This is a genomic window from Arthrobacter globiformis NBRC 12137 (assembly GCF_000238915.1).
Taxonomy (GTDB): Bacteria; Actinomycetota; Actinomycetes; order Actinomycetales; family Micrococcaceae; genus Arthrobacter; species Arthrobacter globiformis.
Map to the genome: position 1 here is coordinate 1 of NZ_BAEG01000035.1, position 26,219 is coordinate 26,219.

At 60.9% G+C, this 26,219-nt stretch carries 18 protein-coding genes and 1 pseudogene; 13 read left to right on the forward strand and 6 right to left on the reverse strand.

Annotated elements, in window-relative coordinates; genetic code table 11:
• Positions 1-35 precede the first annotated feature (35 nt).
• Positions 36-197, forward strand: a complete 162-nt coding sequence (locus ARGLB_RS23820) for a hypothetical protein (RefSeq protein ID WP_217491530.1) — start codon at positions 36-38, stop codon at positions 195-197.
• A 294-nt stretch (positions 198-491) separates the two neighbouring features.
• Here the strand turns inward: ARGLB_RS23820 and ARGLB_RS05480 are convergent, their stop codons facing one another.
• Positions 492-989, reverse strand: a complete 498-nt coding sequence (locus tag ARGLB_RS05480) for a hypothetical protein (protein ID WP_003799853.1) — start codon at positions 987-989, stop codon at positions 492-494.
• Positions 990-1,254: 265 nt separating this feature from the next.
• Between ARGLB_RS05480 and ARGLB_RS23515 the strand changes: the two genes are divergently transcribed.
• Together ARGLB_RS23515 and ARGLB_RS24495 are read left to right on the forward strand one after the other, a co-directional pair.
• Positions 1,255-1,398 (forward strand): hypothetical protein, encoded by a 144-nt coding sequence (locus tag ARGLB_RS23515; protein WP_175304962.1) that lies wholly within the window; start codon positions 1,255-1,257, stop codon positions 1,396-1,398.
• Positions 1,377-1,632, forward strand: a pseudogene (locus ARGLB_RS24495) (transposase); the annotation flags it as partial. The gene ARGLB_RS23515 and the pseudogene ARGLB_RS24495, both read left to right, overlap by 22 nt.
• A 341-nt stretch (positions 1,633-1,973) precedes the next feature.
• On the opposite strand, the gene ARGLB_RS24355 reads toward ARGLB_RS24495, so the two are convergent.
• Positions 1,974-2,648, reverse strand: coding sequence for a S66 peptidase family protein (locus ARGLB_RS24355; protein WP_306302338.1), 675 nt, complete (start codon positions 2,646-2,648; stop codon positions 1,974-1,976).
• Positions 2,599-3,042 carry an LD-carboxypeptidase gene (locus ARGLB_RS24360; RefSeq protein ID WP_306302336.1) on the reverse strand — a complete coding sequence of 148 codons (444 nt, stop codon included), beginning with the start codon at positions 3,040-3,042 and terminating at the stop codon, positions 2,599-2,601. The genes ARGLB_RS24355 and ARGLB_RS24360 overlap by 50 nt, the downstream gene beginning before the upstream one ends.
• A gap of 1,747 nt (positions 3,043-4,789) precedes the next feature.
• Here ARGLB_RS24360 and ARGLB_RS05505 point away from each other — a divergent pair.
• The 6 genes from ARGLB_RS05505 to ARGLB_RS05530 all read left to right on the forward strand — a co-directional run bounded on the left by ARGLB_RS05505 (position 4,790) and on the right by ARGLB_RS05530 (position 13,805).
• A complete protein-coding gene (locus ARGLB_RS05505) occupies positions 4,790-6,361 on the forward strand; it encodes a sensor histidine kinase (RefSeq protein WP_245531480.1) in 1,572 nt (523 codons plus the stop codon).
• Complete coding sequence (locus tag ARGLB_RS05510; protein WP_003799866.1) at positions 6,358-7,035, forward strand: response regulator transcription factor; 678 nt, start codon at positions 6,358-6,360, stop codon at positions 7,033-7,035. Before ARGLB_RS05505 ends, ARGLB_RS05510 begins: the two co-directional genes overlap by 4 nt.
• A gap of 980 nt (positions 7,036-8,015) precedes the next feature.
• On the forward strand, positions 8,016-8,555 hold the full coding sequence (locus ARGLB_RS23150) for a hypothetical protein (RefSeq protein ID WP_003799869.1): 540 nt from the start codon (positions 8,016-8,018) through the stop codon (positions 8,553-8,555).
• A 629-nt stretch (positions 8,556-9,184) separates the two neighbouring features.
• Positions 9,185-11,341, forward strand: a complete 2,157-nt coding sequence (locus tag ARGLB_RS05520; protein WP_003799871.1) for an amylo-alpha-1,6-glucosidase — start codon at positions 9,185-9,187, stop codon at positions 11,339-11,341.
• Between the two features lie 891 nt (positions 11,342-12,232).
• Positions 12,233-13,399 (forward strand): patatin-like phospholipase family protein, encoded by a 1,167-nt coding sequence (locus tag ARGLB_RS05525; protein ID WP_003799874.1) that lies wholly within the window; start codon positions 12,233-12,235, stop codon positions 13,397-13,399.
• Positions 13,400-13,478: 79 nt separating this feature from the next.
• Positions 13,479-13,805, forward strand: a complete 327-nt coding sequence (locus ARGLB_RS05530) for a hypothetical protein (protein ID WP_245531481.1) — start codon at positions 13,479-13,481, stop codon at positions 13,803-13,805.
• A gap of 69 nt (positions 13,806-13,874) precedes the next feature.
• Here the strand turns inward: ARGLB_RS05530 and ARGLB_RS05535 are convergent, their stop codons facing one another.
• Together ARGLB_RS05535 and ARGLB_RS05540 are read right to left on the reverse strand one after the other, a co-directional pair.
• Positions 13,875-16,142: an FHA domain-containing protein gene (locus ARGLB_RS05535; protein ID WP_139023269.1), complete on the reverse strand. Its 2,268-nt coding sequence runs from the start codon at positions 16,140-16,142 to the stop codon at positions 13,875-13,877.
• Positions 16,143-16,151: 9 nt separating this feature from the next.
• On the reverse strand, positions 16,152-17,759 hold the full coding sequence (locus ARGLB_RS05540; RefSeq protein ID WP_003799879.1) for a serine/threonine-protein kinase: 1,608 nt from the start codon (positions 17,757-17,759) through the stop codon (positions 16,152-16,154).
• A 2,871-nt stretch (positions 17,760-20,630) separates the two neighbouring features.
• On the opposite strand from ARGLB_RS05540, the gene ARGLB_RS22355 reads away from it, so the two are divergent.
• From ARGLB_RS22355 to ARGLB_RS22365, 3 genes are read left to right on the forward strand one after another with little or no spacing between them, the layout of a single operon-like run.
• Complete coding sequence (locus ARGLB_RS22355; RefSeq protein ID WP_003799883.1) at positions 20,631-21,797, forward strand: toll/interleukin-1 receptor domain-containing protein; 1,167 nt, start codon at positions 20,631-20,633, stop codon at positions 21,795-21,797.
• Between the two features lie 5 nt (positions 21,798-21,802).
• Positions 21,803-22,069 (forward strand): nSTAND1 domain-containing NTPase, encoded by a 267-nt coding sequence (locus ARGLB_RS24390; RefSeq protein WP_003799885.1) that lies wholly within the window; start codon positions 21,803-21,805, stop codon positions 22,067-22,069.
• Positions 22,056-22,922 carry an nSTAND1 domain-containing NTPase gene (locus ARGLB_RS22365; protein WP_003799887.1) on the forward strand — a complete coding sequence of 289 codons (867 nt, stop codon included), beginning with the start codon at positions 22,056-22,058 and terminating at the stop codon, positions 22,920-22,922. The genes ARGLB_RS24390 and ARGLB_RS22365 overlap by 14 nt, the downstream gene beginning before the upstream one ends.
• Before the next feature lie 77 nt (positions 22,923-22,999).
• Here ARGLB_RS22365 and ARGLB_RS05555 read toward each other — a convergent pair whose 3' ends face one another.
• The gene (locus ARGLB_RS05555; protein ID WP_003799889.1) at positions 23,000-24,883 is read right to left on the reverse strand and encodes a sensor histidine kinase; all 1,884 of its coding nucleotides are present in this window, start codon (positions 24,881-24,883) and stop codon (positions 23,000-23,002) included.
• Between the two features lie 980 nt (positions 24,884-25,863).
• Between ARGLB_RS05555 and ARGLB_RS05560 the strand changes: the two genes are divergently transcribed.
• Positions 25,864-26,133: a hypothetical protein gene (locus ARGLB_RS05560; protein ID WP_003799891.1), complete on the forward strand. Its 270-nt coding sequence runs from the start codon at positions 25,864-25,866 to the stop codon at positions 26,131-26,133.
• Positions 26,134-26,219 lie beyond the last annotated feature (86 nt).

The window sequence follows — 26,219 nt, forward strand, 5'->3', positions numbered from 1 at the left end:
CGCCCTCGCTGCTCTTGTCGTAGAACACGCCGTGGATGGACCGACGCCGGCCGGTCCAGGTTGTTCTTGAAGACTACCTTGATGCTGTCGCCGACAACGCCGCGGATCACTGGGCCCTGGAAGCCAAGGTGCTCTTCGGCGGGGGTCCGCTGCTTGAGGGTCCTGAAGGTGGCGTCGGTGTAAGCCCGGTAGAGTGACTTGATTTAGGTGCCATACGCGAAGGGCGAAGGCTCCGAAGCGTGAGGGGTATACATCGAGGGCGCTGGTCTTTTGCTTGATTCTTATGTGGCCTGGTGGAATGATCTTTTTACTAGTTCGATAAAAATTCAGTACACTCTTGCTTGGCAAATGCCGTTATCATGATGCCGCTTGTTGATATCACCCGACTCCCGCAGGGCTGGTGGCCGGATCGGGGCAACCGCCGGCCACCAACGGAACAAACTTTTTCACGGTCTTTCAATAAGACTTATTTGATGCCTTATGGTCCGCAGTCAGTGGAAGATCCAGCTGGCACCGCCTCGCTCCCACGGCGTCCAAGCGGAAGTGGTCAGACCTTCTTTCACCCGGAATCGAACCTTTTGGTACAGCTCCTCATTGCCTTCTTTCCCGCCTCCCGCGTCCCACGTTTGCGGGACCAGAGTGCGGTAGGTGCGCACGAAACTTCCGCCCCGATTCTGGAACGAAATCACCCAATCGGGGTAGTGGCTACCTAAGTAGTCGTCACCGCGACCGAGTCCTTTGGGATCGTCCTCCTCCCAACGCTGTTGCTGGACGCGGATGATGCGACCTTTGCTGCACGTGCCCTTCACGACCCACTCGACAACTGGTCGATTACTGCTGTCACGCCCGACGTACTTTGGACCCGCCGGCTTCAACACTGTGCAGCCCGCACGTGTTGTGTCGGCCTCGGCTGGCGTTGCCACCAACCCTATTGACGCTACGGTAATCAATGTTCCCGCAGCGAACGCTGCAAAACGGTTCTTGCTCATAATTCTCTTCCTGATTGTTTTTGATAACCGCTCCAATTGCCGGAGCTGCTTGCCCGGTATTTTGCCCTACATTCTCATCCTCTCTTGGAGGGCCTCAGCCTTCATCCGTGCCAGTACGGTACTTTTGCCCGTGCTGCCACGGATCCCCCGAGGAATCATGTCAAGATGCCCGCCGGGGTTGGGACTGTCTGAATAACGGTGTATTGGTTCCGCGCCTGATCCAAAGGAGACGGCTGTGTCAGAGTCCACGACAAAGAGGACAGGGATGATGATCGATTCTGTGACGGGAGAGATCATCGATCAGAAGGACCTTGCGGAACGGCTGCTCGCGCAGGCCAAGGAACAGGGTGTGAGCCTGATGGGCCGGCGGGCTGCTGGACCAATTTCCGGGGCGTGGAAGACGTGTTGATCGCCGTCTGCGATGGGCTCAGGGCCTGCCGGAGGCGATCACGAGCAGGTGGAGCGAACGGTCGTGCAGCAGTGCATCGTGCACTTGATCCGCAACAGTTTCCGCTACGCCGGCCGCCAGCACCGCGACGGTATCGTCAAGGCGCTCAAGCCGGTCCACATGACCCCGTCCGAGCAAGCGGCGAAGGACCGGTCCGCGGAGTTGTCGGCAGCACTCGGAGGAGTGCCGCCTGCGGCACTCCTGCCACTCGGCGCCGTTGTATAAAGCGCGATCCGGAGCAGGCCCACGCCGGGTACGAATCGACCACGATTCCAGTGTGCTGCGTTCGTAGTTCAGTTGTTTGTTACGCTCAGGTCAGAAAAACGAGGCAAAACTCCCTCAGCCTCACCTAGGCCGCTTTTCACTCAGGCACGCTGCTTTGAGTCACATCCGTCGTCAAGCCAGTTTTGGCGGAGCGGGTGTGGCCCACGGCACTAGTCGGACGGGATGAGCCACAGGCGGCCGCAGGAACTTTCCGGCGTGCGCAGGGACGGCCTGGGGTAGGAAATGCCTGTGCCATCTAATGTAATGACCGCTTAGCCGGGCTGCTTGACGAAGCCGTAGTCAGCGGTGATTGCCTGCGTGTGGCCGTCCAGCTGAATGGACCCGCCGTACGGCAGAATCCACTGCGGGCGGGTGTGGCCGAAAGGGACCCCAGCGCAGATGACAGCGTGCTTATTGTAGCGAGTGACCTGAGTGATAACCGCTTCGTATTGGTCAGCGCGGCGCTGCTTCCGTTGGCCAAGGAGTGGCACGAGTTCGTGATTACTCATAGGAGGTCGTGCGACTACCACTCCTTCGACGGCGGTAAGGACATCTCGTTCTCCCAGCGCCCGGACCCATCTTCTAACTAACGCTGGCGCCGGCATTTCTTCGCTGGATTCCAGGAGGAGGATCGTCCCTTGGAGGTTCTCGAGCGGAGGTAGCCGGTCCGCAATCGCCAGCTGGTCAATGACCTCGAAGCATCCGCCCCAAGTCCGGCCCGCTGCTACCCGCCTCGGTCCCGCCCAAACCCACGGTTCCGTGCGTTCGCGCAGCCCGAAGTCGGTCAGAGCGCGTGGAGATCGCCAGTCAGGCCCGAAGTCCTCGGACTCACCCGGATCTGGGATGTTCAGATGCGCTTCTTCGAAGAGGGCAGCACGGAGGGAGGCGAGATGTACGTCATCGATGTGGGGGCCTGGCCAGGTGCATCTGGGTTGACCCGCCGTAATATTCGGGGATGCCCAAGGACCACAGCCAGTTAAGGATGTTGGTGTTGTCGCTGTAGCCGAAGAACGGTTTCGGGTCAGCGGTGGCGACCTCCGCGTTTAGGTGGGGGACTACAGTGATCTGGTCATCACCCCCGACGGTCGTGATGATCCCGCGAATTGTGCGGTCAGCGAAGGCCGCATTGATGTCGGCGGCGCGGTCCTCGGCTCGCGCACCGAGAGTGCGGGTGGTGGGGTACTCCACAGGAATAAGCCCCGTCTCAGCGATAAGCCGCAGCATGGCCCGCTCGTGAACAACCGGAGCGAAACCCGGCGCGGCGAATGACGGGGACAAGATCGCGACTCGATCACCCGGCAGGAGCTTGGGAACAGCCGTGAAGGCCACGGGGTTTGGCATCTCCTTGTTCAAACACTCACCCCTTACACCTTGTAACCTACATGCCGAACCTATAACGCCTGGAGAGCTTCCGCACGCCAGGCTGCTACAGGTGCCCAGTGAAGCCTTAGAGAGGGGTCGGCAGAAAACCGCGCCGAGAATGAACTTTCGGCGCAGAGCGTCAAAGGGCGCCAGGCGGCGCCCCTAGCGGAGTGCGCACTGCCGACTTTCCAAAAGGGGAAGGAAATGACGGCTACGCAAACCCCCATTAGATCGCTTCGCGTGATATCAGTTATGACCACAGTGCTCGCCCTGATTGCATTGGCCGCACTTCGCTCGCTTCCGCGGCACCGCTGCACGCAGCAGCCCCGCCGGGCTTTGCCTGTAACCAGGTTCCAGATGGCGGGGCCAGGGGAGCCAAGGTTTACGAGGACGAATCACGCAAGCCCGCCACGAAGGTGGGTTTCCATGCTGCTGCAAACCGGTGAAACGCCCAGCCCTTCGCCTCACCTTTAGGCAGGGGTTTGTCCAGGTTCAAAGTGGCGCTGTCACCGTGACTCTGGCGTGGGAATCCCAATAGGGAGGCTCTCCATTCTGCGGAACCCGAACGGTTTATCGGAAAAACTGGGGCGCCCAGCCTCAGCTGTCTGCCCCCTAGGAAACCTACGTTCCCGGACTCATAGTTTCCTGGCTAATGTTGCTCCCCTTTCTCGTTGCAAACCCCGAAATCTTCCCCCTCCAAAAGACCGTGCTGGCACGGAAGTGCGCGCCATAGCGTACGCGGAACATGGAGGTGAACCGGATCACCGGCACCACCTCGACCAAAAGTATTCTCAAGGACTACCGAATGATGAGCATCATGTTTCGCGGCGCTGCTAACCGAATGGGCGGGCCGGCATCCACCGAGACCCAAAAACTGGCGTCCGGTACAAGTGGCGCTGTGAGGCCCCCCCTGCCAATGGCAGACACAACCAGCCCCGCGGCGCGAGAGCACTTAAGAAGCGCGGCGTATGACGCAGTCGAGAGGGTCTTGAACGGCCTGCTTCAACCGCTGAATGCGAGGACGCTGACAACACGGTGGAACGAAGCTCTGAACGCCATGGCCAAGCATCTTGAGACAAGATGCACGAGTTGACGGTGACCAGAGCTCCGCACCGGCTGGTAGCTCGTGCAGAAGTACAGACGTCCTGATCTGAGCCGCCCGAAGTCCGGCACAGAAGCGAGTGCAGCTTGCCTGAGGATTTAGTCAAACGTGACCTATTGCCGTGGTTAATGCCCGGTGATACAACGGACTCACCATTCCCTGCTTCTACTCTCGTCGGAGACATCTCTCTCGCTCATCTAGCGGAAGGGAGGGCAGTAACCGATTGTTTGTGGTCCGCTGCGAGGGGGCGACCTCCCGTTGCTGACCTCATCAAGTGACCAGGTGGCTGGGGGGTGCATGACGTCGTCTTGAAGCTTTGGCCTTCGATCCGGGCCGCGCTTTCAGGGGAGATTGAACATGACTCTAAAGCAGCTGCTTTCCGTGGTCGCAATTACTGCGGGCCTCGTGATAGTCGTCCTGGTTTGTGTTGATTGGTCTCCTGTGGCCCTTCAAGATCCAGCACGTACCCTGGGTTTAAATGCCCAAGGTGTGGTCCGGTGGGGAGAACACCCAAACAGGGCCCCCTTTTCTTTTCTAGAATTGGTGCTATTCCTGGGAGTGGGTCTTGCGTTCGTTGTGGCTGGCATTTCGGCTTGGCGTAGCCGACCAACGCGAAACCCCGGAGTGCTGTTGTGCGTATCCGGATGGCTGTGGCTCATATCCGGCATTCGCAGATCCAGCGACCCACTGGCATTCACGCTCGGCATCACCCTGACGCTGATGTACCAGCCGCCGCTGCTGCAGTTGGCTCTCAGCTTTCCATCCGGAGTGCTGCGCGGTCGCGCTGACAGGGCCGCGGTTAAATTCTTCTACGCTTCCTGGTTCTTCGCACCCATTGCTGGTTGGGCATTCTTTGATCCACGCCTGCACGTCTTGGTCGGCGAATCTACGTCCCGGAATCTGTTGCTTCTCTGGGACAGTCCCACAATCATGACCGCTGTTGGGAACACCGTTCGCATATTTCAGGTCTCGGTGGGAGTCGCCATCGTAGGCGTGCTGGTTGCCCGCTTGCGAGCAGGAACGAAGGCATACCGTTCCGCATTCCTTCCGTTGTGGCTAGCCGTAATCGTCAAGACAGCGGCCACTGTATGGGTCTCACTTGCAGTAATCCAACTATCTGGATCTTTGTCCTGGGAAGCCCTCCTCTGGCAATATCCTGCGACTGCCATAGTTCCGCTGGCGGTACTGTTCGGCCTATGGCGCTACCGGTTCGCACGAGGGGCCCTCGGTGACCTCATGGTCGAAGTCGGCTCCGCCCCGGTAAGCGACAGACTCATTGGCGCACTGCGCCGAGCCGTACATGACCCGACCCTCACACTGCTGCGCTGGTTGCCCGACCAAGCGACTTTTATTGACGACCGGGGACAGCCACAAACACTGCCGGATCGCTCAACTGGCCGGGCCAGCATGGTTCTCGAACGCCACGGAACACCCATAGGCGCGTTAGTCTTCGACGACGCACTCCAGGACCAACCGCAGTTGCTCGCTGCCGTGCGCAGCGCAACCTCTCTCGCACTGGAAAACCAACAGATGGAACAACAGCTCCGCGATCAGCTAATTGAGGTCCGCCGCTCCAGAGAGCGCATCGTAACGGCTGGAGACTCCCGGCGACGTCAGCTTGAACGGGACCTTCACGACGGAGCCCAGCAGCGCTTGGTTGCAGTGTCGATGGAGCTAGCACGGGCCCAGCGGACGACAGATTCCCAAGAGATACGGTGTCTGGTCAAACAAGCGCAGGCTGAGCTTACGGACGCCCTTGACGAACTGCGCGAACTAGCAAGGGGCGTCTACCCTCCCTCGCTGCGGGAACGGGGCTTGGCGGGATCCATCACTGCCCTCGCGGAACGATCGACACTGCCAATAAAGCTGGATATTCGCGGATGCACGGGGCTGCCGGCTCCTGTGGAATTGGCTGCCTACTTCATCTGCGCCGAAGCTACTACTAACGCTGCCAAGTATGCGAAGGCGGCTTCGGTGGCGATCTGTATCGATGGAAACGAGACAGCGATCCGAGTGGAGATAGTGGACAACGGAATCGGCGGCGCGCAGCCGGGACCGGACGGGGGCCTTCTGGGCATAGCGGACCGCGCAGCGGCACTCGGCGGTACATTGTCAATCGACAGCCCTGTGGGCAAAGGGACGACGATTCGTGCCGTTCTACCCTTTTCCACGGACCCGGAAGGTGACCAGTTATGACGTTGCGAGTTGCTATTGCTGATGACTCTGCTTTACTGCGCCGCGGGCTATCCGCCCTGCTGGAGTCGGAGGGACTTGACGTCGTGGGTGAGGCTGCTGACGGGGAACAGTTGCTGGAGATCATTGACAAATACGGCGCTGACGTGGCTGTCGTGGACATCCGCATGCCTCCCAGTTACAGCGTTGAAGGCATCCACACTGCTGAAGCCCTGAAAAGCAGATACCCTGAGCTCGGCGTCCTTCTACTATCCCAATACGTCGAAACGGAAAATGCCATGTTCCTACTGAAAAATGGAGCCAAGGGATTGGGCTACTTGCTTAAGGAGCGAGTATCCGACGTTGACGAATTCATCGACGCCCTGCATCGCGTGTCGTCCGGCGGCACAGCTATCGACCCCGACCTTGTCAGTCGGCTGATTGCGCGTCCGCATAAGGGTCACGATCCGGGGGATGAGCTTACGAGCCGCGAAAAGAGCGTCCTTGAGCTTATGGCTGAAGGGCGAACTAACCAGGCCATAGGCAAGTCACTCTTTCTAGGGGAGCGCACCGTAGAGGCCCATATTCGGAGTATTTTCCTTAAGCTCGACTTGAGGCCTGAGCCAGAGGACCACAGACGGGTGCTGGCCGTTCTCACCTACCTCCGTGGTGTCGGAGCGCGACGTGGAGGTGAATAGTTGACCCGTGCCTTGGTCTCGGAAGCAGCATCAGGCAGCGATCTCTACCCCTGCTAGATCATCATTACTAGGCGCCTGCGCCATTTTATCCGCCTCCAACGGCGCCACAAAAGGAGGGCCTGCTGGGTAGAGGAAAGTGCGTGCGGGAACAACAGCGTCAGGTGGGCCAGATGCAGCGCCGCGACGACGTAATGAGTGCCCGAGATGCTGCCCAGAGACCGAGCAACGCTGGCTTTGATGCGATCGAGGCCAAAAGAATTCGCATAATTGGCAAGGGCCACTCGTGCAAGCATGTGCTGTGGATGCCGCTGGACGCGTCTATCCATCTCGGCCGCAGCCTCCAGTTGACTCTTGGTCCAGTAACGGTCCAGGAATTGGCCGGGGTCCCCGCCATCCCCTCGGTGCCCTTGGCAGATGGTGCTCACCGCTTCAGGAGTAGACAACATCGACGTGCTCCTTCGAACTGCTAGGGACGATGGCAACGGAACTGGTTTGGCTTATCCGCGCCTCTTGCTAGGTCCATAGTGCCTTTAGACGTACAGGTCAGGATCCGTGCCAGCACGCATTTTGGCACCGGACAATGAGAGTCACCACCTGTCAGTCGACCCTCGTCGAAGGGATTGCGTGAGACAGACGCGTGACTGAAGGGAAATCCGATCCGCATCCACGGTTCATTTCTCACGACTACCTGGGCGCTGGGTGAAATGGCCAAAAGGGGCCGCTGAAGCGGTGGGCAGCCTGCTAGCCATTCACGAATGCACGACAAGGGCCAAAAGCGGGCTTGAACCAACAGTGGTAGCACGGAAGCGAGGGCTCTAGGTGCAATCGCAGACTGGACGTACCGGTTCCAGAGAAGCAGCCGGTATTGAAGCTCAGTAAAAGAGCAAAACCATCCAAATAACACAAGATAGCTGCTCCACGCATCTGGTCGCAGCAGGTCGAACAAATTTTTTCAATATCTCATTTCCAGGAGCAACACCGTGTTCGTCACAAAGGTTCTAAAAACTCATCGAGTCCTAGGCTCCAAGATCGCGCTGGTCTCTGCCGTATCGTTAAGCCTCGCCGCGGGTGCTGCTGCGGCGGCGACGCCAGCGCAGGCTGCGAGTGCCGAGCCGACGTCTATATCAGCACAGGCATCGTCCCTAATTATCACAGGCCACATCACGGCTTACGGGCCTTATGAAGTGATAACTCCCGCAGGCTGGCCAAAGTTCGTGGCTTATGCCGGCAAGGTGTATATCCCGTCTCATGGCTTGGTGCAGGTCAAGCAGGAACGGTGGGAACGAGACAACTGGCCGGACAGGGACGACTCCCTGGGAACATCATATTTCAGCAAATTTCTTCCATACGGCGGGACATTCACTTTTAAGAGCACACACGTCCTGAAACGTACGGACTTCGGAATCTTTGACAGGACAGAGGAGGTCTATCAAAAGGTGTCGTACCGGGTGTACAAGAACGGCCACTGGTCTCCTTGGTCCACCCCGGTATACAGCAGCACTGCAATCATTCATCGCTAAACGGCCGCGAGAGATAAGGTTCCATACCAGTGGCACCTGGCCTGAATTGAACAACATGTTGGAACGGACCTGCGGGGGCAGGTCCGTTCCAACCTTTCATGCAATGGAGTCCGGCAGCGCCCGTAGCCACAGGAGGGTTCAGGCATGGATAATTAGCCTTGCCCGATCGCGCGGGCGCGGCGACAGCAGTGTTCTATGTCGCGTTCACACATTTAACTTGTTGTGGTTGTCGGGCCAAGGGCATGACATAGCACTCTCAGCATATGACCCCAATATTGGCCGGTCGGCTCAGCCCGGGCCGCGTCCTGGACCTGGCACTTACGGACCCGAAAACAGGCTGGGTACGACCTAGCCAGCTGCTTCGCCACAGCCTTGGGGCCGAGCACCATCAATCTCATCCTCCATGTATATGCCGCTCTGCAGAGTCTGCAAAGCCTTGGCCGGGAGGCCCACCTGCTAGGCCGCGCACGCGCCACGAGGCTTCTTGTGAGTCACAGCATCCTCCTCTGGCATCACTTGATGTGGGGGCGTAGCCTCAGTGGGACAATGAAGGCTGGAATCGGCCGGTAGGTAACTGACTGCCTTCTGCAGGAGTGCTCGCACTGAAGAAATCCCTTGAAGGAGCCGGGATGGCGGGATGGAATGCTGATACGGCGGCCGGGCCCTTGGGCGCCGGTACGCTCACATTGGTGGAAGGCTCGTCCTTTTGCATTTCAGCGGCCAACGGCGATCTTCAGCCGGAGCAGCCGCACGGGGTTTTCTTCGAAGACACGCGTATCTTGTCCCGGTGGCTTCTAACCGTGAACGGTGAGCCCTTGGAGCCGCTCACTGCCAAGACAACGGAGCCTTACCGTGCCCTCATTATCGGGCGCGTTCGCCGCTCCGACGGGTACACCGACAGCCCGCTGATAGTCGAACGACTTCGCGAGCTAGGTACCGGAATTTCGGAGCAGGTCACCGTCCGAAATTACTCACCTGCCCCTGCCGACTGCACCGTTTCCCTCCACGCCGAGGTCGACTTCGCTGACCTTTTCGAGGTAAAGGAAGCCCATATCCATCGGCATTGGGAGAAGCTCCGGGAAGCAACTGGCGGATCCCTGACAATCCGAGCTTTCTCCCAAGACATTCGGAAAGGCATCGCGGTCAGTGCCCCCGGTGCAGACATCACGCCGGAGGCCATTAGCTATCGAGTGAACGTACCGCCTCACGGATATTGGACGACGGTCCTGACCGTAATGCCCATCATCGAGGCAGATGGCTCCCCAATGGTGTTTGTTCATCCTGACGGAGAGGGTGTTTCCCCCCAAGACCGGCGGCGGCAGGAATGGGTCTCCAAGATTCCGGTCCTACACATAGGCAACCGCTCCCTCGAACGGACTCTGCGGCGCAGCTACGACGATCTGGGGTCACTTCGGATTGAGGATCCTGCCCATCCAGAGCGGAACGTCGTGGCTGCCGGCGCGCCATGGTTTATGGCGCTATTCGGGCGGGACTCCTTGTGGGCTTCCATCATGGCCCTGCCAGTAGACCCGTCTCTGGCCATCGGGACCATCCAAACGCTTGCTGACCGTCAAGGCAGCGCGGTGAATCCAAGGACCGAGGAGGAACCAGGAAAGATCCTGCACGAGGTCAGACTCGGTGTCTCCAGCGGGTTGGCCTTGGGTGGCAGATCGGCCTATTACGGCAGTGTAGACGCCACGCCGCTATTCGTGGCTCTACTCGGCGAAGTCAGCCGCTGGGGCTTCGCCGCCGAAACCATCGCCGCCTTGATGCCTCACGTGGACAGGGCACTGGAATGGATCCGTAGCTACGGGGACAAGGACGGGGATGGTTTCGTTGAGTACAAGCGGCTCAACGACCAGGGGCTGATCAACCAGGGCTGGAAGGATTCGTGGGACGGGATCAATTTCGCGGACGGCACCTTGGCTGAGGCGCCGATCGCGCTGTGCGAGGTCCAGGCCTACGTGTATAGCGCCTATTTGGCGCGCTCCTGGCTCGCCCGTGACGCTGGCGACGTGGAGTTGGCCGACAGGTACAAGGACCGTGCCGCCCGGCTAAAGAGGCAGTTTAACGAAAAATTCTGGTTGGCTGATCGCGGTTACTATGCCATCGCCTTGGACGGGAAGAAGAGACCCGTCGATGCCTGCGCCTCCAATATGGGCCACGGCCTGTTGTTCGGACTGATTGATGAGGACAAGGCGCCGCTCGTGGTCGAGAGGCTGATGTCCCCTGAGATGTTCAGCGGTTGGGGCGTGCGGACCTTGGCAAGCAACATGGGCGCGTACAACCCTGCGAGTTACCATAACGGGTCGGTCTGGCCACACGACAATGCGATCATCGTGGCCGGCCTGCTGCGTTACGGATTCAATGCGGAAGCGCAACGGATTGCGACGGCTTTGTTGGAAGCCGCCGAGTATTCAGACGGCCGCCTTCCGGAATTGTTTTGTGGCTTCGACCGTGAGCACGTTGATGAACCCGTCCCCTATCCCACAGCTTGCTCGCCCCAAGCCTGGGCTGCTACCGCTCCCATCATGCTCGTCAAAAGCCTGATGGGGTACTACGCGGACGTTGCTTTGGGCGGCCTTTGGATGAATCCCGTGCTCCCGGAGTCGTTTGGGGCCGTGCACATCTCCAACGCTCCCATAGCCGATGACCGGATCACTATTGACGTCTCCGGTTCGACGGTAGCCGTCCAGGGGCTGCCCGAAGGCGTGGTGTTACAGCATGGATACCGCCCGTGGGCGGCTGACCTTGTGGACCAGGCCAGAAAGCGCGAAAGGGCTTAGCCGGATCGACTCTGCGTTTTTCCTGCCTGAGGATTCGTGTGAGCTTGGCGCGCAAGTTACCGCGCGCAACGCCCCCGGGGACAGGCAACGGGCGTACCACTCCGTCTTCACTACGCCCGTGACTAGGCGACCATCTCCGCGAACAAGTCAGGAAGCTGTCTGACCCGGTGGCCGAGGGAAAAGCTCGGCGGTGATCCCTCCCCGGAGCAGACCCGAGGGGAACCTGCAGGCACTCCTGGAGAAAGACCACTGGTCCGTCCTTGTGGTTTACGGCCGCTTCAGTTGCGGCTCCGGGGCCAAACAGATCGCAGCGCTGCCACTCTCCGGTGAGTTGCCTGCAGCGGCTCGAGCCGGGCGCAGAGAATCACCTTGCTCAGGTTCTCTGCAATTCAGTGCTCGGCTAGCAATTCCGGGAAACGGTCTAATTCGGCGAAAGAAAGCAAATCACGGCACCGCATCGTTCGTTGGCCCGAAACAACGCGTCCTTCCACCGTTCCACGAGCTATACAAGACCGGGTCTTGCTCACCAGCCAGTGTTTGAAGGAGACCGCGTGCCCGGCAATCCTACTCGAGTGACTCAAGAACATATGAGACAGGCTGGCTCCACATCCGGCTACTCAACCGGCTCGCCGTTCGACTGTAGGGCTGGAAAGTCCGCCTAAGACAATAATCGGAGCTTGAGTCGTGACCACGATGACGTGTGCGGCTGATCCGATTTTGGGGGCCAGGCTCGATGATCATGAGACTAGGCACTTCATGTATTCGGCTGTAAGCCAGTGAATTCGGAAGGTTTACCGTGCTTGAACCCAGCTATTCTGGAATCCTACAAGGGCAGTCTGCCAGACGACCGTTACGATCTCCGCACCCGGCTGAATATAGGAAAGTCGCCTTATGCCGTACCAGATACTAAGCAGGGATGATCATTTCCGCAGTAATGGCAGACCGAAGCGCATTCTTGCACTTGACGGCGGCGGCTTGCGGGGCATTTTGAGCCTGGGAATTTTGGAAGAGATTGAGGGCCTGTTGCGGGAACGCCACGGTGGTGGCGAAGGCTTCCGGCTTTGCCACTACTTTGATCTGATTGCAGGGACATCAACGGGAGCGATCATCGCGGCGGCTCTTGCCCAAGGCAGGAGCGTCGGCGAAGTCAGGGATATGTACTTCCGTCTCGGGCAGCGGGTCTTTAAGCGAAGCCCCTTCCGCCAGCTTACTTTGCGGGCCCGATACGACGAGCAAGCTCTTGTCTCCGAGCTGAAGGACCTCTTCGGCGAGGACACCACATTGGGTGGCCCGCGGTTGCTGACCGGGCTGTTGGTTGTCATCAAACGTCTGGACAGTGGCAGCCCCTGGCCGGTGAGCAACAACCCCCGAGGCCGGTACTTTGGTGCTGGCGACAACGGCAGAATGGGCAACGGCGAATATCCTCTGTGGCAGGTTGTTCGCGCGTCTACGGCCGCGCCCTCGTATTTTGAACCAGAATCGATCACCATCATGGGTGGACCTAGCGTCAGCCCTGTGACGGGCAATTTCGTTGATGGCGGCGTAAGTCCTTTCAACAATCCTGCACTTCAGGCGCTCATGTATGCCGCGCTGGAAGGCTACCGCGTGTGTTGGGAGACCGGCGCCGATAAGCTGTTGCTCGTATCGATCGGCACTGGAATGGCTGACCCTGCCGTAGGGAAGGCCAAACTGGCCGCCAGCCACGCAGTGCGGGCGCTGATGTCGGTGTTGCAGGACTGTGCAGTGCTGCAGGAGACAATGTTGCAATGGATGTCCGCGAGCCCAACTGCGAGGACAATGGATCGAGAACTGGGGGAGCTGAGCCGCGATCTTATTAATGGGGCCCCGTTGATGAATTACCTACGGTACAACGTGGATTTGCGTCCAAGTTGCCTCCATGCCCTGGACCCCAAGGTCGCCGCAATGGACACCGCCTCGCTTAGCGCCATGGATGCGCCTGGCAATATGGACGTGCTCTACCGGTTGGGCAGGCTGGCCGCGTCACGCGATGTGCGGGACACTGATTTTGGCACCGTTTTTGACCTGCCACTGGCGTAAACGGAAGGGACCACTCATGCGGGAGCTTCGCCGCTACAGACGCCTACCGGACCAGTACGTCATCGCTATTCCTTTGCGCTTGGATACCGATGGGTTCAGTTACCGCAAGTGGGGTGGCGAACAGCAGTGCAAGCCCGGTGACTGGCTGGTGGACGACGACGGCGACATCCACACCGTCGACGCGGACGTCTTCGCTGCCACCTACCGTCAAATCCATCGAGGCGCCTACGTTAAGTGCAGCCCCGTTTGGGCGGAGGTTGCAAGGGAAGCGGGCAGTGTCGCTACAAAGGAAGGCCGTACCAGCTACAACAGGGGCGACGTCGTCGTGTTTAACAACGAAGACGGGACGGACGGCTACGCTATGACCGCCGAAAGATTCAATTCACGCTACGAACCGGACCAATGAGGCAGCGAGGCTGATTAGCGGGTCAGCGCAACAGCTAGAGGAAACACGGGGGAGCCGTCAGCTGCGAACTCATTTCCATGCATTTCGGGTTACTGAGCGATGAAGTGCCCAGGCCGCAAGCGCGAGGAATGCCAAGGCTTGGAGGCCCAGGAACCCTATGTCGATGAGCCACTGCTGGGCGGTTGGGTCGTACAGCTGGTCGGTCTCGGGCACGGGTAGCTTCTGGAGGCCCGTGGTCGCAGCTGTCGCGGCGTACCCAAACCGTGCAGGCAGCAGCCACGACACCTGTTCCAAGCCGACACGTCCGGCTATTTGAAACAGTCCACCGCACAGGACAAGTTGCGCCATGACCAAAGCTACAAGTCCGGGCATGGTTTGCTCCGTCGACGTCGCAGCAGCCGAGACGACGAGGCCAGCTACTGTCATTGTGATGCCAACAGCTGCCACCGCAACGGCGACTTCGACGAGTCCGTTACCCACCACGAGAGCGTCGTCCGGACCTGGGAGTCCGAGAAGCGCCAGCACAGTGAAGACTGCACACTGACAAGCGACCAGCACTCCGAGAACCAAGACCTTGCTAAGCAGGTACGCCGCGGGGGAAAGGCCGACTGCCCGCTCCCGCCTGTAGATAGGCCGCTCGACAACCAACTCCCGTACAGCGAGCGCCGTGCCCATGAGCGTGGCTCCGACGACTAGGACAATCAGTCGTTGCTGGATCTGGTTGAAATCGCCATTGGCCTGACTGATGGAGAGTCCTGCTTTGCCAGGAAAAGCATGCGCCATCAAGGCCAGCAGCATCGGCATGCCGACGAGGAGGACGACGAAGAGCCGGTCCGCCGCGACGACCGCCGCATTGCGGCGGAGCAGCGTCCATAGCTGGCGTACAGGGGCGGCACGCGGCGGCGGGGGCGACTCACCCGCCGGAAGCGAAACGACTGCGCTAGTTGTACGTCCTAAGTAAGCGTTGCGGGCGGGCGAGCGGGCATACCGGCCCGCCCATGTCTGGTCCTCTAGGGACGCGAAAGCCGCGGGGTAGTTGTCCACGCCGAAGAACGGGAGCACTTCGGCAGGTGGTCCGAAAAACGCTACCCGTCCACCTCGGGCGAGGACCAGCACGCGGTCGCACACGTCCAAGGCGAGGACGCTGTGGGTGACCACCAGCACGACGCGTCCCGCGTCCGCTAGTGAGCGCAGGCTGCCCATGACTTGCTTGTCGAGTCCGGGATCAAGTCCGGAGGTCGGCTCGTCCAGGAATAGCAGCTGTGGGGCGGTGAGCAACTCCAAAGCAATCGACGTTCGCTTGCGCTGCCCCCCGGACAGAGAGTCGATCCGCTGGTTCATCTGCTTTGTCAGGTCTACCTCTGCGATGACCTGGTCAACCCGCTCCTCCAGCTCCGTGGCGCTCGTATCGGGCGGCAGGCGCAATTGCGCAGCGAAATGCAGGGCGCGCCGCACCGTGAGTTGGCGGTGGAGGATGTCCTCCTGCGGCACCAGGCCCACCAGAAACCGGAGTTGGGCGTACTCGGCGTAGAGGTCCCGACCGTTCCAGGTCACGTGTCCTCGGGTCGCTGGTTGCAAGCCGGTGAGTGCGCCCAGAAGCGTAGATTTTCCTGCACCGGACGGCCCGATGACTGCTACGAGTGTGCCGGCCGGCACGGTCACGGCCACATCGTCCAGTAGGTGGTCGCCTGCTTTTGTCGTGACTTCCAAGTGGCGGGCGCTAAAGACCGGACGATGGGCTGAAGGCGCCGCAATGTCGGCGCCGTTCCAGACAAGCGTGCTCGAGCCTACCCCGATTTGGTCACCGGTGCGGAGTTCGACTTCACCACGGAGCCGCTCCCCATTCAGGAAGGTGCCGTTGAAGCTGCCTTCGTCGCGGAGGACTGTTGACTCCTGGACCGCCACTGTGGCGTGGCGCCGCGACACCAGGGGGTCGTCCACAACAATGTCCGACGATCGCGACCGCCCTATGGTGAGTACCCGCTGTTTCCTGGGCTGCCGCCACGGTTCGGCACGGAGGAGCAGCTCCGGTCCATCCAGCGCGCCAAGGCGCAGTCGCAGACCCTCTTGACGGAGCGGCACGGGCTGGTCCATGGCCTGCTCTCTCCCCACAATCCACGTGCCGTTTCGGCTGGTCTGATCGGCTACCCACCAACCGTCGTCGCTATGCCATATGCGCACGTGTCCACGGCTTACACGTTCGTCATCGAGGCGTACATCGGCTTCAGGTCCTCTACCCACTTCGATGGCCCGTGCAGGCGGAAAGCTCCAGTCATGCCCATTCAGGCGGATGTGCAGCGAAGCTCCGCTCATGGATGGAGTCGTGCGGTCAGTCATGGCATTGCCTCACCTTGTTCGACGCAGGGAATCGGCGACCTTGTCGAAGACCGGGCTGCTCTTCTCGAAGAGCGACGTCGGCGCGAAGAACACGAGGAGTTGGCGCGGATCCGTCTCCAAGATGCAGACGCGCACCTGCAGGGTAACGGAGGACGATAGGGGAAGCGTCCCCTCCATAACCTGTGCTTCGACCTCCCCGATTTTAGTGCGACCACGGTCTGCCAAGCGGGGGTCTTGGCCGGGAAGAAGTGCCTCGGCGACGCCGACGCGAGTAGCTGGGGATTGGCCACTGACCACCGCGGCCTGGTGGTAGATGGTCACCCCTACGACGCTGGCGGGGTCCTGGCCTGCGACGCGGGCGACAACTGCAGGGGCGTCCGGCTCGTCAGCGAATAGCGCAGTGACGTCTGCAGGAGACAGAACACTGACCGTACTATCACCCCCCATCCGGCTGCGGGGTGTCCAGCTTTTGGGGACTTCGAGTGTGTAAGGGACGCCCTCAGCGCTGAAGGGGACTCGGTCGTCTGCGGGGGGCAACTGCGTGAGAACCAGAACGGCTGCGAAGGTCAGGACGAGCACGGCCACCAGGGAGCCAAGTAGCCAGGCGCGCCTTGGCCGGGCGCCCCCGACGGGATGCAGCGACTGGGCCGGCAGTCTATGACGCGGTGGGGCTGCTCCAGGGTGTCGAGCTGAGGCGTCGTACTCTCTGTCCTGGATGGCGCCCGCACGGACGCTGTGCGGGTCGGGGGACGGCCAGGCCGTTGGACTCGGGAGGGTGTCCATCATGCCGATGAGGGCGCCACACGAGGCAGGCCTGTCGTCCCGGTTTTTAGCCATGCCGGCCTGGATGACGAGTCCGATCACGGAGGGGAGCTCCGGCCGTTCCGCGCAAAGGTACGGCGGCTCCTCCGTCATATGTGCCCACAGTTGCGCGGAGTCGTCGTCGTAATCAAACGGCGGGTGGCCTGCCAGCAACGCGTAAGCAACGCAGGCCAAGGCGTAAACGTCGGCTCTGCTGTCAACGTCATCGCCGCGAATCTGCTCGGGGGCGACGTAATCCAACGTGCCAAGAAAGTGACCCGCGGTCGTAACACCGGTCGCTGAGGTGGCTCGCTTCGTGAGGCCAAAGTCGGTTAGGTAGACATGCCGGTGACCATAGGTGCGGTCGTCGGAAAGCAGGATATTGCCTGGTTTGATGTCCCTATGCACGAGCCCAGCCGCGTGCGCGGCGTCCAGTGCGGAGGCCGTGTCTGTGAGGATGCGCATCACTTCGGCCAACGGCAGGGCGCCACGGTCTTCGATTTCCGCTTTGAGATCCGTGCCCCGCACGTAGCGCATAGCAATGTACAACAATCCGGACGATTCTCCCGCGCCGTATATGGGCAAGATGTTCGGGTGGTCCACGGAGGCGGCTAGCCGAGATTCGCGGACGAACCGTTGCCGGAACTTGGCATTTGCCGCGAGCTCTGGTGCGAGGAGCTTTAGGGCTACGGGGCGGTTGAGCTGGACGTCGAATGCCCTGTACACGACGCCCATCCCGCCTCGGGCGATCATTGACTCAACCCGGTAGCCAGCCAGCTCCGTCCCTGGATCGAGGTAGTTGGGTGTCAAACCCATGGCTCAACCTATCCGTTGGCCGCAACTGACACAGAATCGCCATTCCGCCTGAACCTGCCGGCCGCACCTGAAACAGAACGCCGGCACCTCGCCGACGGCACGAGGTGCAAGCGGACCTGCAAAGCGCGTTTCGCCCGCGCCTGGCTGTGCGCTCGCGTGGGCATTAGGCTTCGATTCCGGGGCCGGGGGTGTAGCGAAATACATGAGCGCCTGTGGCTGCGCGGGGCTGTGATGCTCTCCTGCGTCAGTTCGAACGGAGTGATTCCTGCCCCGGCTGGCCCGCCGATCGTTGTCCCCTGCATCTTTCGTCAACTCGGTTCGCTCTACGCTCGCTCGGGAGTGGTCTGGGGCATGCGACCCAGCCCTGAAGGCTCCGGCGGCTGGAGGATGAGAGGCCGCGGGGCGGCTCCCGCTAGCAGGAGAAGCAGTGGCCAACGCGGCTCTCCTCCGCACCAGCACCATGGCTCCGGCGATAATCGCCAGAAGCAGGGCGCCCAGGAGAACGGGAACTAGCGGCCCCGGTAATGAGGTGGCCGTGTTTTTGTCCCCCGCTGCCTGTGCCTGGCCTGTCGAGGACTGTTTGGCCCCTAGCGCGCGGGCTTCGGCGAGTCGGGTCGTTGCCAGGGCTGAGTCGAAGTAGGTCAAAGACTCCGCCAACGCGCTTTCTGCCGACCCGCCCTGGTTGCCTGCCACCAGATGGTCGATACCCCGGCGGAATACGGCGTCAAACCTCGAAGGCGACGCTTGGAGGCCGGTCTTCGCCAGTGCCGCTCGGATGGCGGCGGCGGGTACGAGAGCGGCCCCACCATCAGGTAGGCGCGAACCTGCGAGGCCGAGGACCTGTCCGGTCGCACGATCGACAACCGGACCGCTCGCCACACCGGCGAGCAGTGGCCCGGCGAGGTTTGTAGCGGACTGAATGCGGGCAGCTGTCGCGTCCACCTTGGTGGGAAGCTGAACTGGAGCCACCTTCGGGGTCGGGCGCTGCGTAAAGCCAAGCAGCATGCCGTCGACCTTGGGCGCTGGGGCTGACGGGGCGAGGCTGGCGGTTGGCGCAGCGCCACCCCCGCTGATTCGAAGAAGCGCGACGTCGTTGGGCTTAGACGGCGTGTTGAGCAGCTCGGCGACAACGTCTCCAGGCTTGGACGTGTATGTTCGCACGTGGTATTGTGCCACGCTGAAGAGGACGCAGTGCGTCACCTGCTTATAGCAGTGTTGAAGATGCGGTCCCCAATGAGGGTCCGGAGTGTAGCCCCGACGGGCGCGGTTTCCGTTGTTGCCGAGAATCGGCACGTGCATTTTTGCAGCAAAGAGCTCATTTGCGGCGTATGCGGCGACGGTGTCCTCGTCGAGGGCGAGGCTCTCCCACGTAGTCGCCACGATCCCGTCAGCAGAGAGCAGGATCCCGGTGGCGGACCGCAATGGCACTATGGAACGGCCCCGGGCGATTTCCACCTCTCCGCTGGAGTGGTCGATGTGTGCAATCTCCGCCACTGCGACAAGTTCGATCCGGACCAAGGCTGCCTTGGTGCCCTCCATGCCGCTTTGCATACTTGGCGTTGGCGATGGGGCGGGGCTACTGGCGCCGGTCAGGCCTGCCGCGATGACGACGGCAAGCAATACTTTGAGCAGCAAATCGAGCAAGTGCACGACAGGAAGTCGGAGCACGGTTTCTCTGTTCAAGTCCGCAGTTTCCATTGGCACGCGCCTCGTTCCATTGACGGTCAGGGTGACCCGGACCGTATGGTGAGACCGCTAGATGAAACTATAGGGGTGAGGCTAGCACGCGCCGCAGTGCACCGGAAGATGCCGTGTTGACTCATGCGAAAGGTCCCTGTAGCGGGATACGTTGCCTCATTGGAAAAGGTTCAGGAAGAGGCAAGGCACGGACACGGACATCCTTGAGGGATTGGACTGACGATACGCCAGCGCGAGGCCGTCACGGTGATCAAGGCGCGGGCGTATGCCCACGGGAGCCGGCTGGAGACCTTGATGAAGTGGTGGAGCCTGCACCGGGCGCGGGCGCTGCGGGCCCAGGGTCATTGAGGCTCTCGATCTGGTCGGGCATGAGTGCGGGGTGGCCTCGTGGCAGTTTTGCCTCACGCTGACCGTAACGGACATCGCGACGGAGTGGACCGTGAACCGGTCTTGCCGAACAAGGCCCAGAAATGGGTGTTCGCGGCGCTGCAGTACGCACTGGGCCGACGCCGCGCTCACGCCATATCAACGCGCTATCACAAACCAGGGACCCGGAAGCGCCGCGTCATCGCCATGAACGCCGAGTTCAACGCCTCAAACCCGCAGCATTGTCCCAGCAGATCCTGGCCTTACCGGCGAACTGGAAAACCCCACCCAAGCAAAAACCCGCCTCGCGACAACTAGGTCAACACCTATGAGGCAACGAAGCAGCCGTCCGGCACCTATTGACGTGAGGTAACGGGAATGCCTTCTGTCTCAGCTTGTCCGGCTCGCTAAGGTGCATCCGAAACTCGGAGGATTTCCAGAGCTCCATTCTAGCGACTTGTAGCCATGCACGAGATTAGGCATTAGCCATATATCCATCCGCAGGAGCAGTTTAAGCCGGGCGTCTCCGCTCCCACCCGTCATTGCCGTGAAATGGTCACGGGTGCAACATTGACGCCAAGGGAAGAAGCTCTTCCCGGTTGGACGATGTGCTCGGACCTGAGCGGATTTACGGCGCGACCTATTTTACCTGTTTGCCGCGGCTTTTTGCGGTGATCCGAATCGTGGGCGCCCGTGGGCTCGTTACTGTGGCGTCGGATTTCAAGGCATTACCGAGCCGGCCTTCGAGCCGATGACGCCAAGGGCTCGCTCATCCGCCGAGAAGAATCTTGAATCGGGAGTGTTCATATGTCACGCGTATTCCTTAGTCATTCGAGTCGCGACACTCTTCAGGCTGTAGCGTTGAAACGTTGGCTGGTCGAGCAGGACCTTAGCCTCGAAGGTGAGATCTTTTTGGATTTGGATCCTGTAACCGGGATCCAGCCCGGCGAGCGGTGGAAGGAAGCACTCCGGCGGTCTAATGCACGGTGTGAGGCAGTGATCTGCCTGCTCTCGCGAGACTGGGAAGCTTCGGCCGAATGCAGAACCGAGTTCCGCACGGCGGAGTCCCTCAACAAACTCATTCTGTGTGCCCGGCTGGAGCCCCTCAGTGAAGGGGGTATCACTGGGGAATGGCAGCGATGCGACCTCTTCGGTGAGGGCTTAAGCACAAAGATTCCGGTTGATGGCACGAACCGTTTCGTCGCATTCCAGACAGAAGGCCTCCAGCGGTTATACAGGGGTCTTCGCAAGGCAGGGATCGGTGCTGAGCATTTTGTATGGCCTCCAACGAATGATCCGAACCGGGCACCTTACCGAGGCTGGCAACCGCTGGAGGAATGGGACGCGGCGGTGTTCTTTGGCCGCGACGGACAGATTGTCAGGGGCTTAGATGAGTTGCGTGGCATGCGCAGTTCCGGCATCGAGTCGCTGTTCATGATTTTGGGTCCTTCTGGCGCCGGGAAGTCGTCGTTCTTACGGGCAGGCCTATTGCCCCGGCTAAGACGGGACGACCGCCACTTTGCGGTGTTGGAGGTCATGCGCCCCGAGCGCAATGCGCTGACCGGGGAGCGTGGCTTCGCCCACTCACTCCATGCTCTTCGCAGCAGTCTGGGAATGGACCGACCAGTACTTGCGGAAATCAAGGATGCTTGTGTCGCTGTCGACTCGGAACCGCTCCTGCAGTGGTTGGAAGAGGCGAGATCGGCGGCAGCGTCCCGGCTGCCGGCGGACGTGCCAACGACGCCGAAACCAACGCTGATTTTGCCGCTGGATCAGGCGGAGGAACTTTTCAGTGTGGACGCGGGACCACAAGCAACCCAGTTCCTACGGCTCCTAGGCCGGCTACTACTCCGCACTCGGGACGGAGCCGCACCCGCGCTGATTGTGGCGGGCACTATCCGGGCCGACCGGTACGAGATGATGCAGACTGCTCCAGAGTTGGCGGACCTGGGCAGCGGGTTTTTGATGAGCTGAAGCCGATGCCCGTTGCCCAATTCAAGGAGGTTATCCTCGGACCCGCCGCACGGTCCACGGCGGCAGGACGGCCCCTGCGGGTGCAGCCTGATCTAACTGAACGGCTTCTGGCTGATTCCGCCGAGGGCGCGGACACTCTGCCGCTGCTCTCATTGACCCTGGCCCGGTTGTACGCTGACTTCGAGGGCGCCGGTGAGCTGACCTTGGACGGATACGAGGCCATTGGCGGCATGAGCAGCGTAGACCGAAATCGACGCCGTGCTCGCACGTGACCCCATCGCGCGTGAGTCCCAGCTTGCGAACCTGCACTCGGCGTTTATTCCATGGCTGGCCACCATAAACCCCGACAATGATCAGCCAACGCGCAGGGTGGCACGTCTGGTGGATCTTCCGGCGCAGGCCCGTCCGCTGATTGACACGTTAGTGGCCAGGCGTTTGCTGATTGAAGATGTACGGGGCGGCGAGATCGTTGTTGAGGTGGCGCTTGAGAGTTTGCTGCGCCAGTGGAAGGAGCTGGCCCAGTGGCTGGCAACTGAACGGGAGGATTTGAAGGAAGCCGACAATCTTGAACGCGCCGCAGCGGCATGGGAGAGCAGCGGTCGGGGACACGCCTGGCTACTGGAGGGCGCCCGGCTGACCGGCGCAGAGTCGCTGGCCTCGAAGCCCGCCTTCAGGAACCGCCTAAAGAATGTGCGGAGTTTCCTGATCACCTCCAGACGACGGGAGAACGATCGAATTGTCGCAGCGAAACAAGCCGACCTAAAGGCCGCGAGAGATAAGCAGGAAGCGGCAGAGAGGCAAGCGGCGGAACTGCGGAAAAGCGCCCGTGTGCTTAGAGCAGTGCTGGCGGCCGTGACCCTGATAGCAGCGGTTGCCATTTTCGGTTTCGTGCAAGCGTCGATTACAGCGGAAGAGGCAACTGCCGGGACCTGCCAGGCAACGTCAATGCTGCCGGCATCTGAGGTCCAGCCGATACTGCGCGGAGCCAGGCTTGGCGGCGGAATGCCACGTGCGAAGCAAGTCCTTGCCTCGCACGTACTGACAGAACCCGTTCGCAACCTCATAACGAGGCAGACAGTACTGCCCGGAGCGCTGCTGCAGTCGCTCCGGATGGCCGCCAGATAGCATCTGGACAGACTGACCGTACAGCGCGGTTGTAGATCCAGCCAACGAAGGTCACCTCATAATCTGAAGGCATAATGTCATGCCGCTAGTTGCGCCTTCGATGACGTGTCATCCGCTGCCTCTATGAGCATTTCGGCGGCCGCTAGCGGGGCCAACAGGAGGGCCCGCTGAATGCCGGACAGGGTCTGCGGGAAGGCGTTTGCCAGATGGGCAAGGTGTAGGGCACCAACGATGTAATGCGTACCAGCCGTTCCTCCCAGCGTTCGCGCTACGCTAGTCCGGATACGTTCGAGGTCCAAGGAATTCCCATAGTTGGCGAGAGCCGTCCGGGCGAGCATGTGCTGGGGATGCCGCTGGACCTCCCGATCCATTTCGGCCACAGCCTGCAACAGCCCAGCAACCTCAACCTGAAAGGTTTCCCGAACCTTGTCCAGAAATGCTTCCACGGAGTCATCCGCGACCAGCGCATCACGGGCCAGATCAGCCAAGGTCGCCGACTCCGCCCGGGCCCGTGCAGCCTCCCTGGCCCGCTTGGCCGAGAGGCCCACGAGCAGGGAGACCGATACCGCCGCGAACAGGAACACCAGCAAAGCAAACACGTTCTGCGGGTCGCTGATACTGAACGTCCCGACCGGCTCGGTCTCGAAGTAGTTCAACAGCAGCGAGTCCAAGACAGCCGCCAGCACAGCCGGCCACAGACCGCCAACGAATGCCACCACGATCACCCCGGTGAGATGGACGAGCACGTGGGTCGCCAAGTTAAGGTCCGGGGCCAGCGACATCACCAGGGTGACCAGGACCGGGAGGAGCACAGCCAGGATGAACCCCGCCGTTGTCCGGACCCTGCCCAATGCGAACGAAGGCGCTCCAGGAAGCGCCCGGGCGCCCAGAGCATGGGACACCATGTGCACGTCAATGTCTCCGGCCCCCTTCACGACCTGAGAGCCCACGCTGCTGCCCAGAAGACGGCTAGCGAAGCCGCCGCGCGACACGCCCACAACGATCTGCGTTGCGTTCACGCTCCGGGCAAACTCCAGCAGGGATTCGGCCACGTCCTCGCCGACAACGGTGTGACAGCTGCCACCCAGATCCGTGACCAGCTGGCGCTGGGCCGCCAGCGCCTGCGATGCCTCCCCCGGTTGCGCTTCAGGGCGGCGCACGTGAAGGGCCAGGAGATCCCCGCCGTTCACCCGGGACAGGATCCGGGACGCCCTGCGGATGATGCCCTCGCCTTCCGGGCCGCCCGTGAGCCCGACAACGATCCGTTCACGTGCCGGCCACGTCGCCGTGATGCCCTCGCTGGCCCGGTACTTCGTCAGGCCTTCGTCCACTCTGTCGGCCAACCAAATCAACGCGATCTCACGCAGCGCGAAAAGGTTGCCGAGCCGGAATTCGTTAGCGAGAGCAGCGTCAATCATCTCCGCCGGATAAATGTTTCCGGCCGACAACCGCTCCAGGAGAAGCTCCGGGGCAATGTCCACGAGTTCAATCTGGTCCGCCCGGCGCACAATCGCGTCCGGAACAGTCTCCCCCGGGGGCTGCCCGGTTATCGCGGATACTACGTCGCTCAACGAGGCGAGGTGCTGGATACTGACAGTCGAGAGCACATCAATGCCGGCGGACAGCAGCAGCTCGATGTCCTGCCACCGATGTTCATTCCGGCTCCCCTGCATGTTGGTATGAGCGATCTCATCCACCACAGCAACTTCCGGGCGCCTGGCCGCCACCGCGTCCACGTCCATTTCCTGCGCCCAGACGCCGTGCGGGTCCGCCCGACCTGGCGCAACGACCTCAAGACCTGTCACAAGGCCCCGGGTTTCCCGTCTCCCATGATCCGCGGCAACGCCAACAACCACGTCCCGGCCGCTGGCCACGAGTAGATGGGCTTCCTGCAGCATGGCGAAAGTCTTGCCCACGCCCGGCGCCGCGCCCAGAAATATGCGAAGAGTTCCCCTTGCCATATCCTCAGTCTGTCAGCACCAGCCCGGCAGGCGGGTGGTTCCCGGAGGCCCGGGCGAGGGTGTAGCCAAGCTCTGAGTACCCGCGTCAGGAGTCCGGGCTAAGGTGAAGCGAGAACCCTGTGGTTTCATCGTTCTCGTCCTTGTCGATCTAGAGCTCGTCCGCGGCGGTAGCACCGCCGGCCTCCGCCCGCTTCACGAAGCGCTGCAAATCCCCGAAGGTGACACGATGCCCACCGGGTCCCGCGAATCCCAGACTTAATTTCAATCCGATCGTCATGGCAGACAGTATGACAGCCAGTATTCAATGCTGGTCTTTGCCTTTCGCCCGTTGACTTTACCGCCTGGGTGCCGGTGTTCTGCGAGCGTTGTCCCAGCCATAATTCGCGTCCTCCCGCAGAGCCTGCGTTGGAACGGCCCCAACAGCGTCCCACAACCCTAGGGTTACGAGACTGCCCGCCCTTGCATCAAGGCTTTCAGGGCCACACGCCGCTCCTCAACAACGGCCTAAAACGGTCGACATACACGATCAGCTGAACCGAGAAGCAGAACAGTTTTACGTTTCTCCACGACGATCGCGTCTAGCGGAGGCATGGGGCGAGGGACTGGTTCGCGCCTGCTCAGCGCTGCGCCGGGTTACCGGTATCGTCGGGGCGCAGGTGATACTCACATGACGGTGTCGCCGATTTTGTCGCGGGCGCCGGCAGTCCTCGAGTTTATTGCTGCAGCAGCTTGTCCCGGCCAATGTCTTTTCGTCAGTTGAGTAGCCCATCCAGACAGCTCACTAAAGCGCCGATAATTGCGATTCCGTCGACCTGCAACGAGCCTGTGGCTGACCGGGGGCAGCCCTGTCGGAATTTGTTCATACCAAGCATGACAAGGCGCATCGATACCAACTGTAATCTGTCCCTAGTCACGAATATCTGGTTGGGGGAATGATGGGGTTCGCGCGTTCAGCAGGGATCTTTCAGGCAGGAGTTCTGATGGCCATTGGTGGCCCAGTGCTCGGTGCGCTCGGAGCAGTTATCGCCGTCCCAAACATCGCTGCCCTCTATGGCGGAAACGTAAATCGCGGGGGATTGGTAATCGGTTTGATCATCGCTGCCGTTGGTTCACTCCTCGCGCTGGCCGGGTACATCATGATTCTCGTCGCGGTGCACCGCGCCTTGGTCAAAATCGATGCTCTTCCCGTACGTCAGCAGCCACGGGCAGGGCAGGGATCAACCCATTCCGCATCTGACTTCACGTACTAGCAAGTGACATTCAGCCCAATGCCGGTACGGAAGCTCATGTCAGCAGCGGTGTCGTGTTGGGGTGCACTTCAAGCGGGCAACAGAAG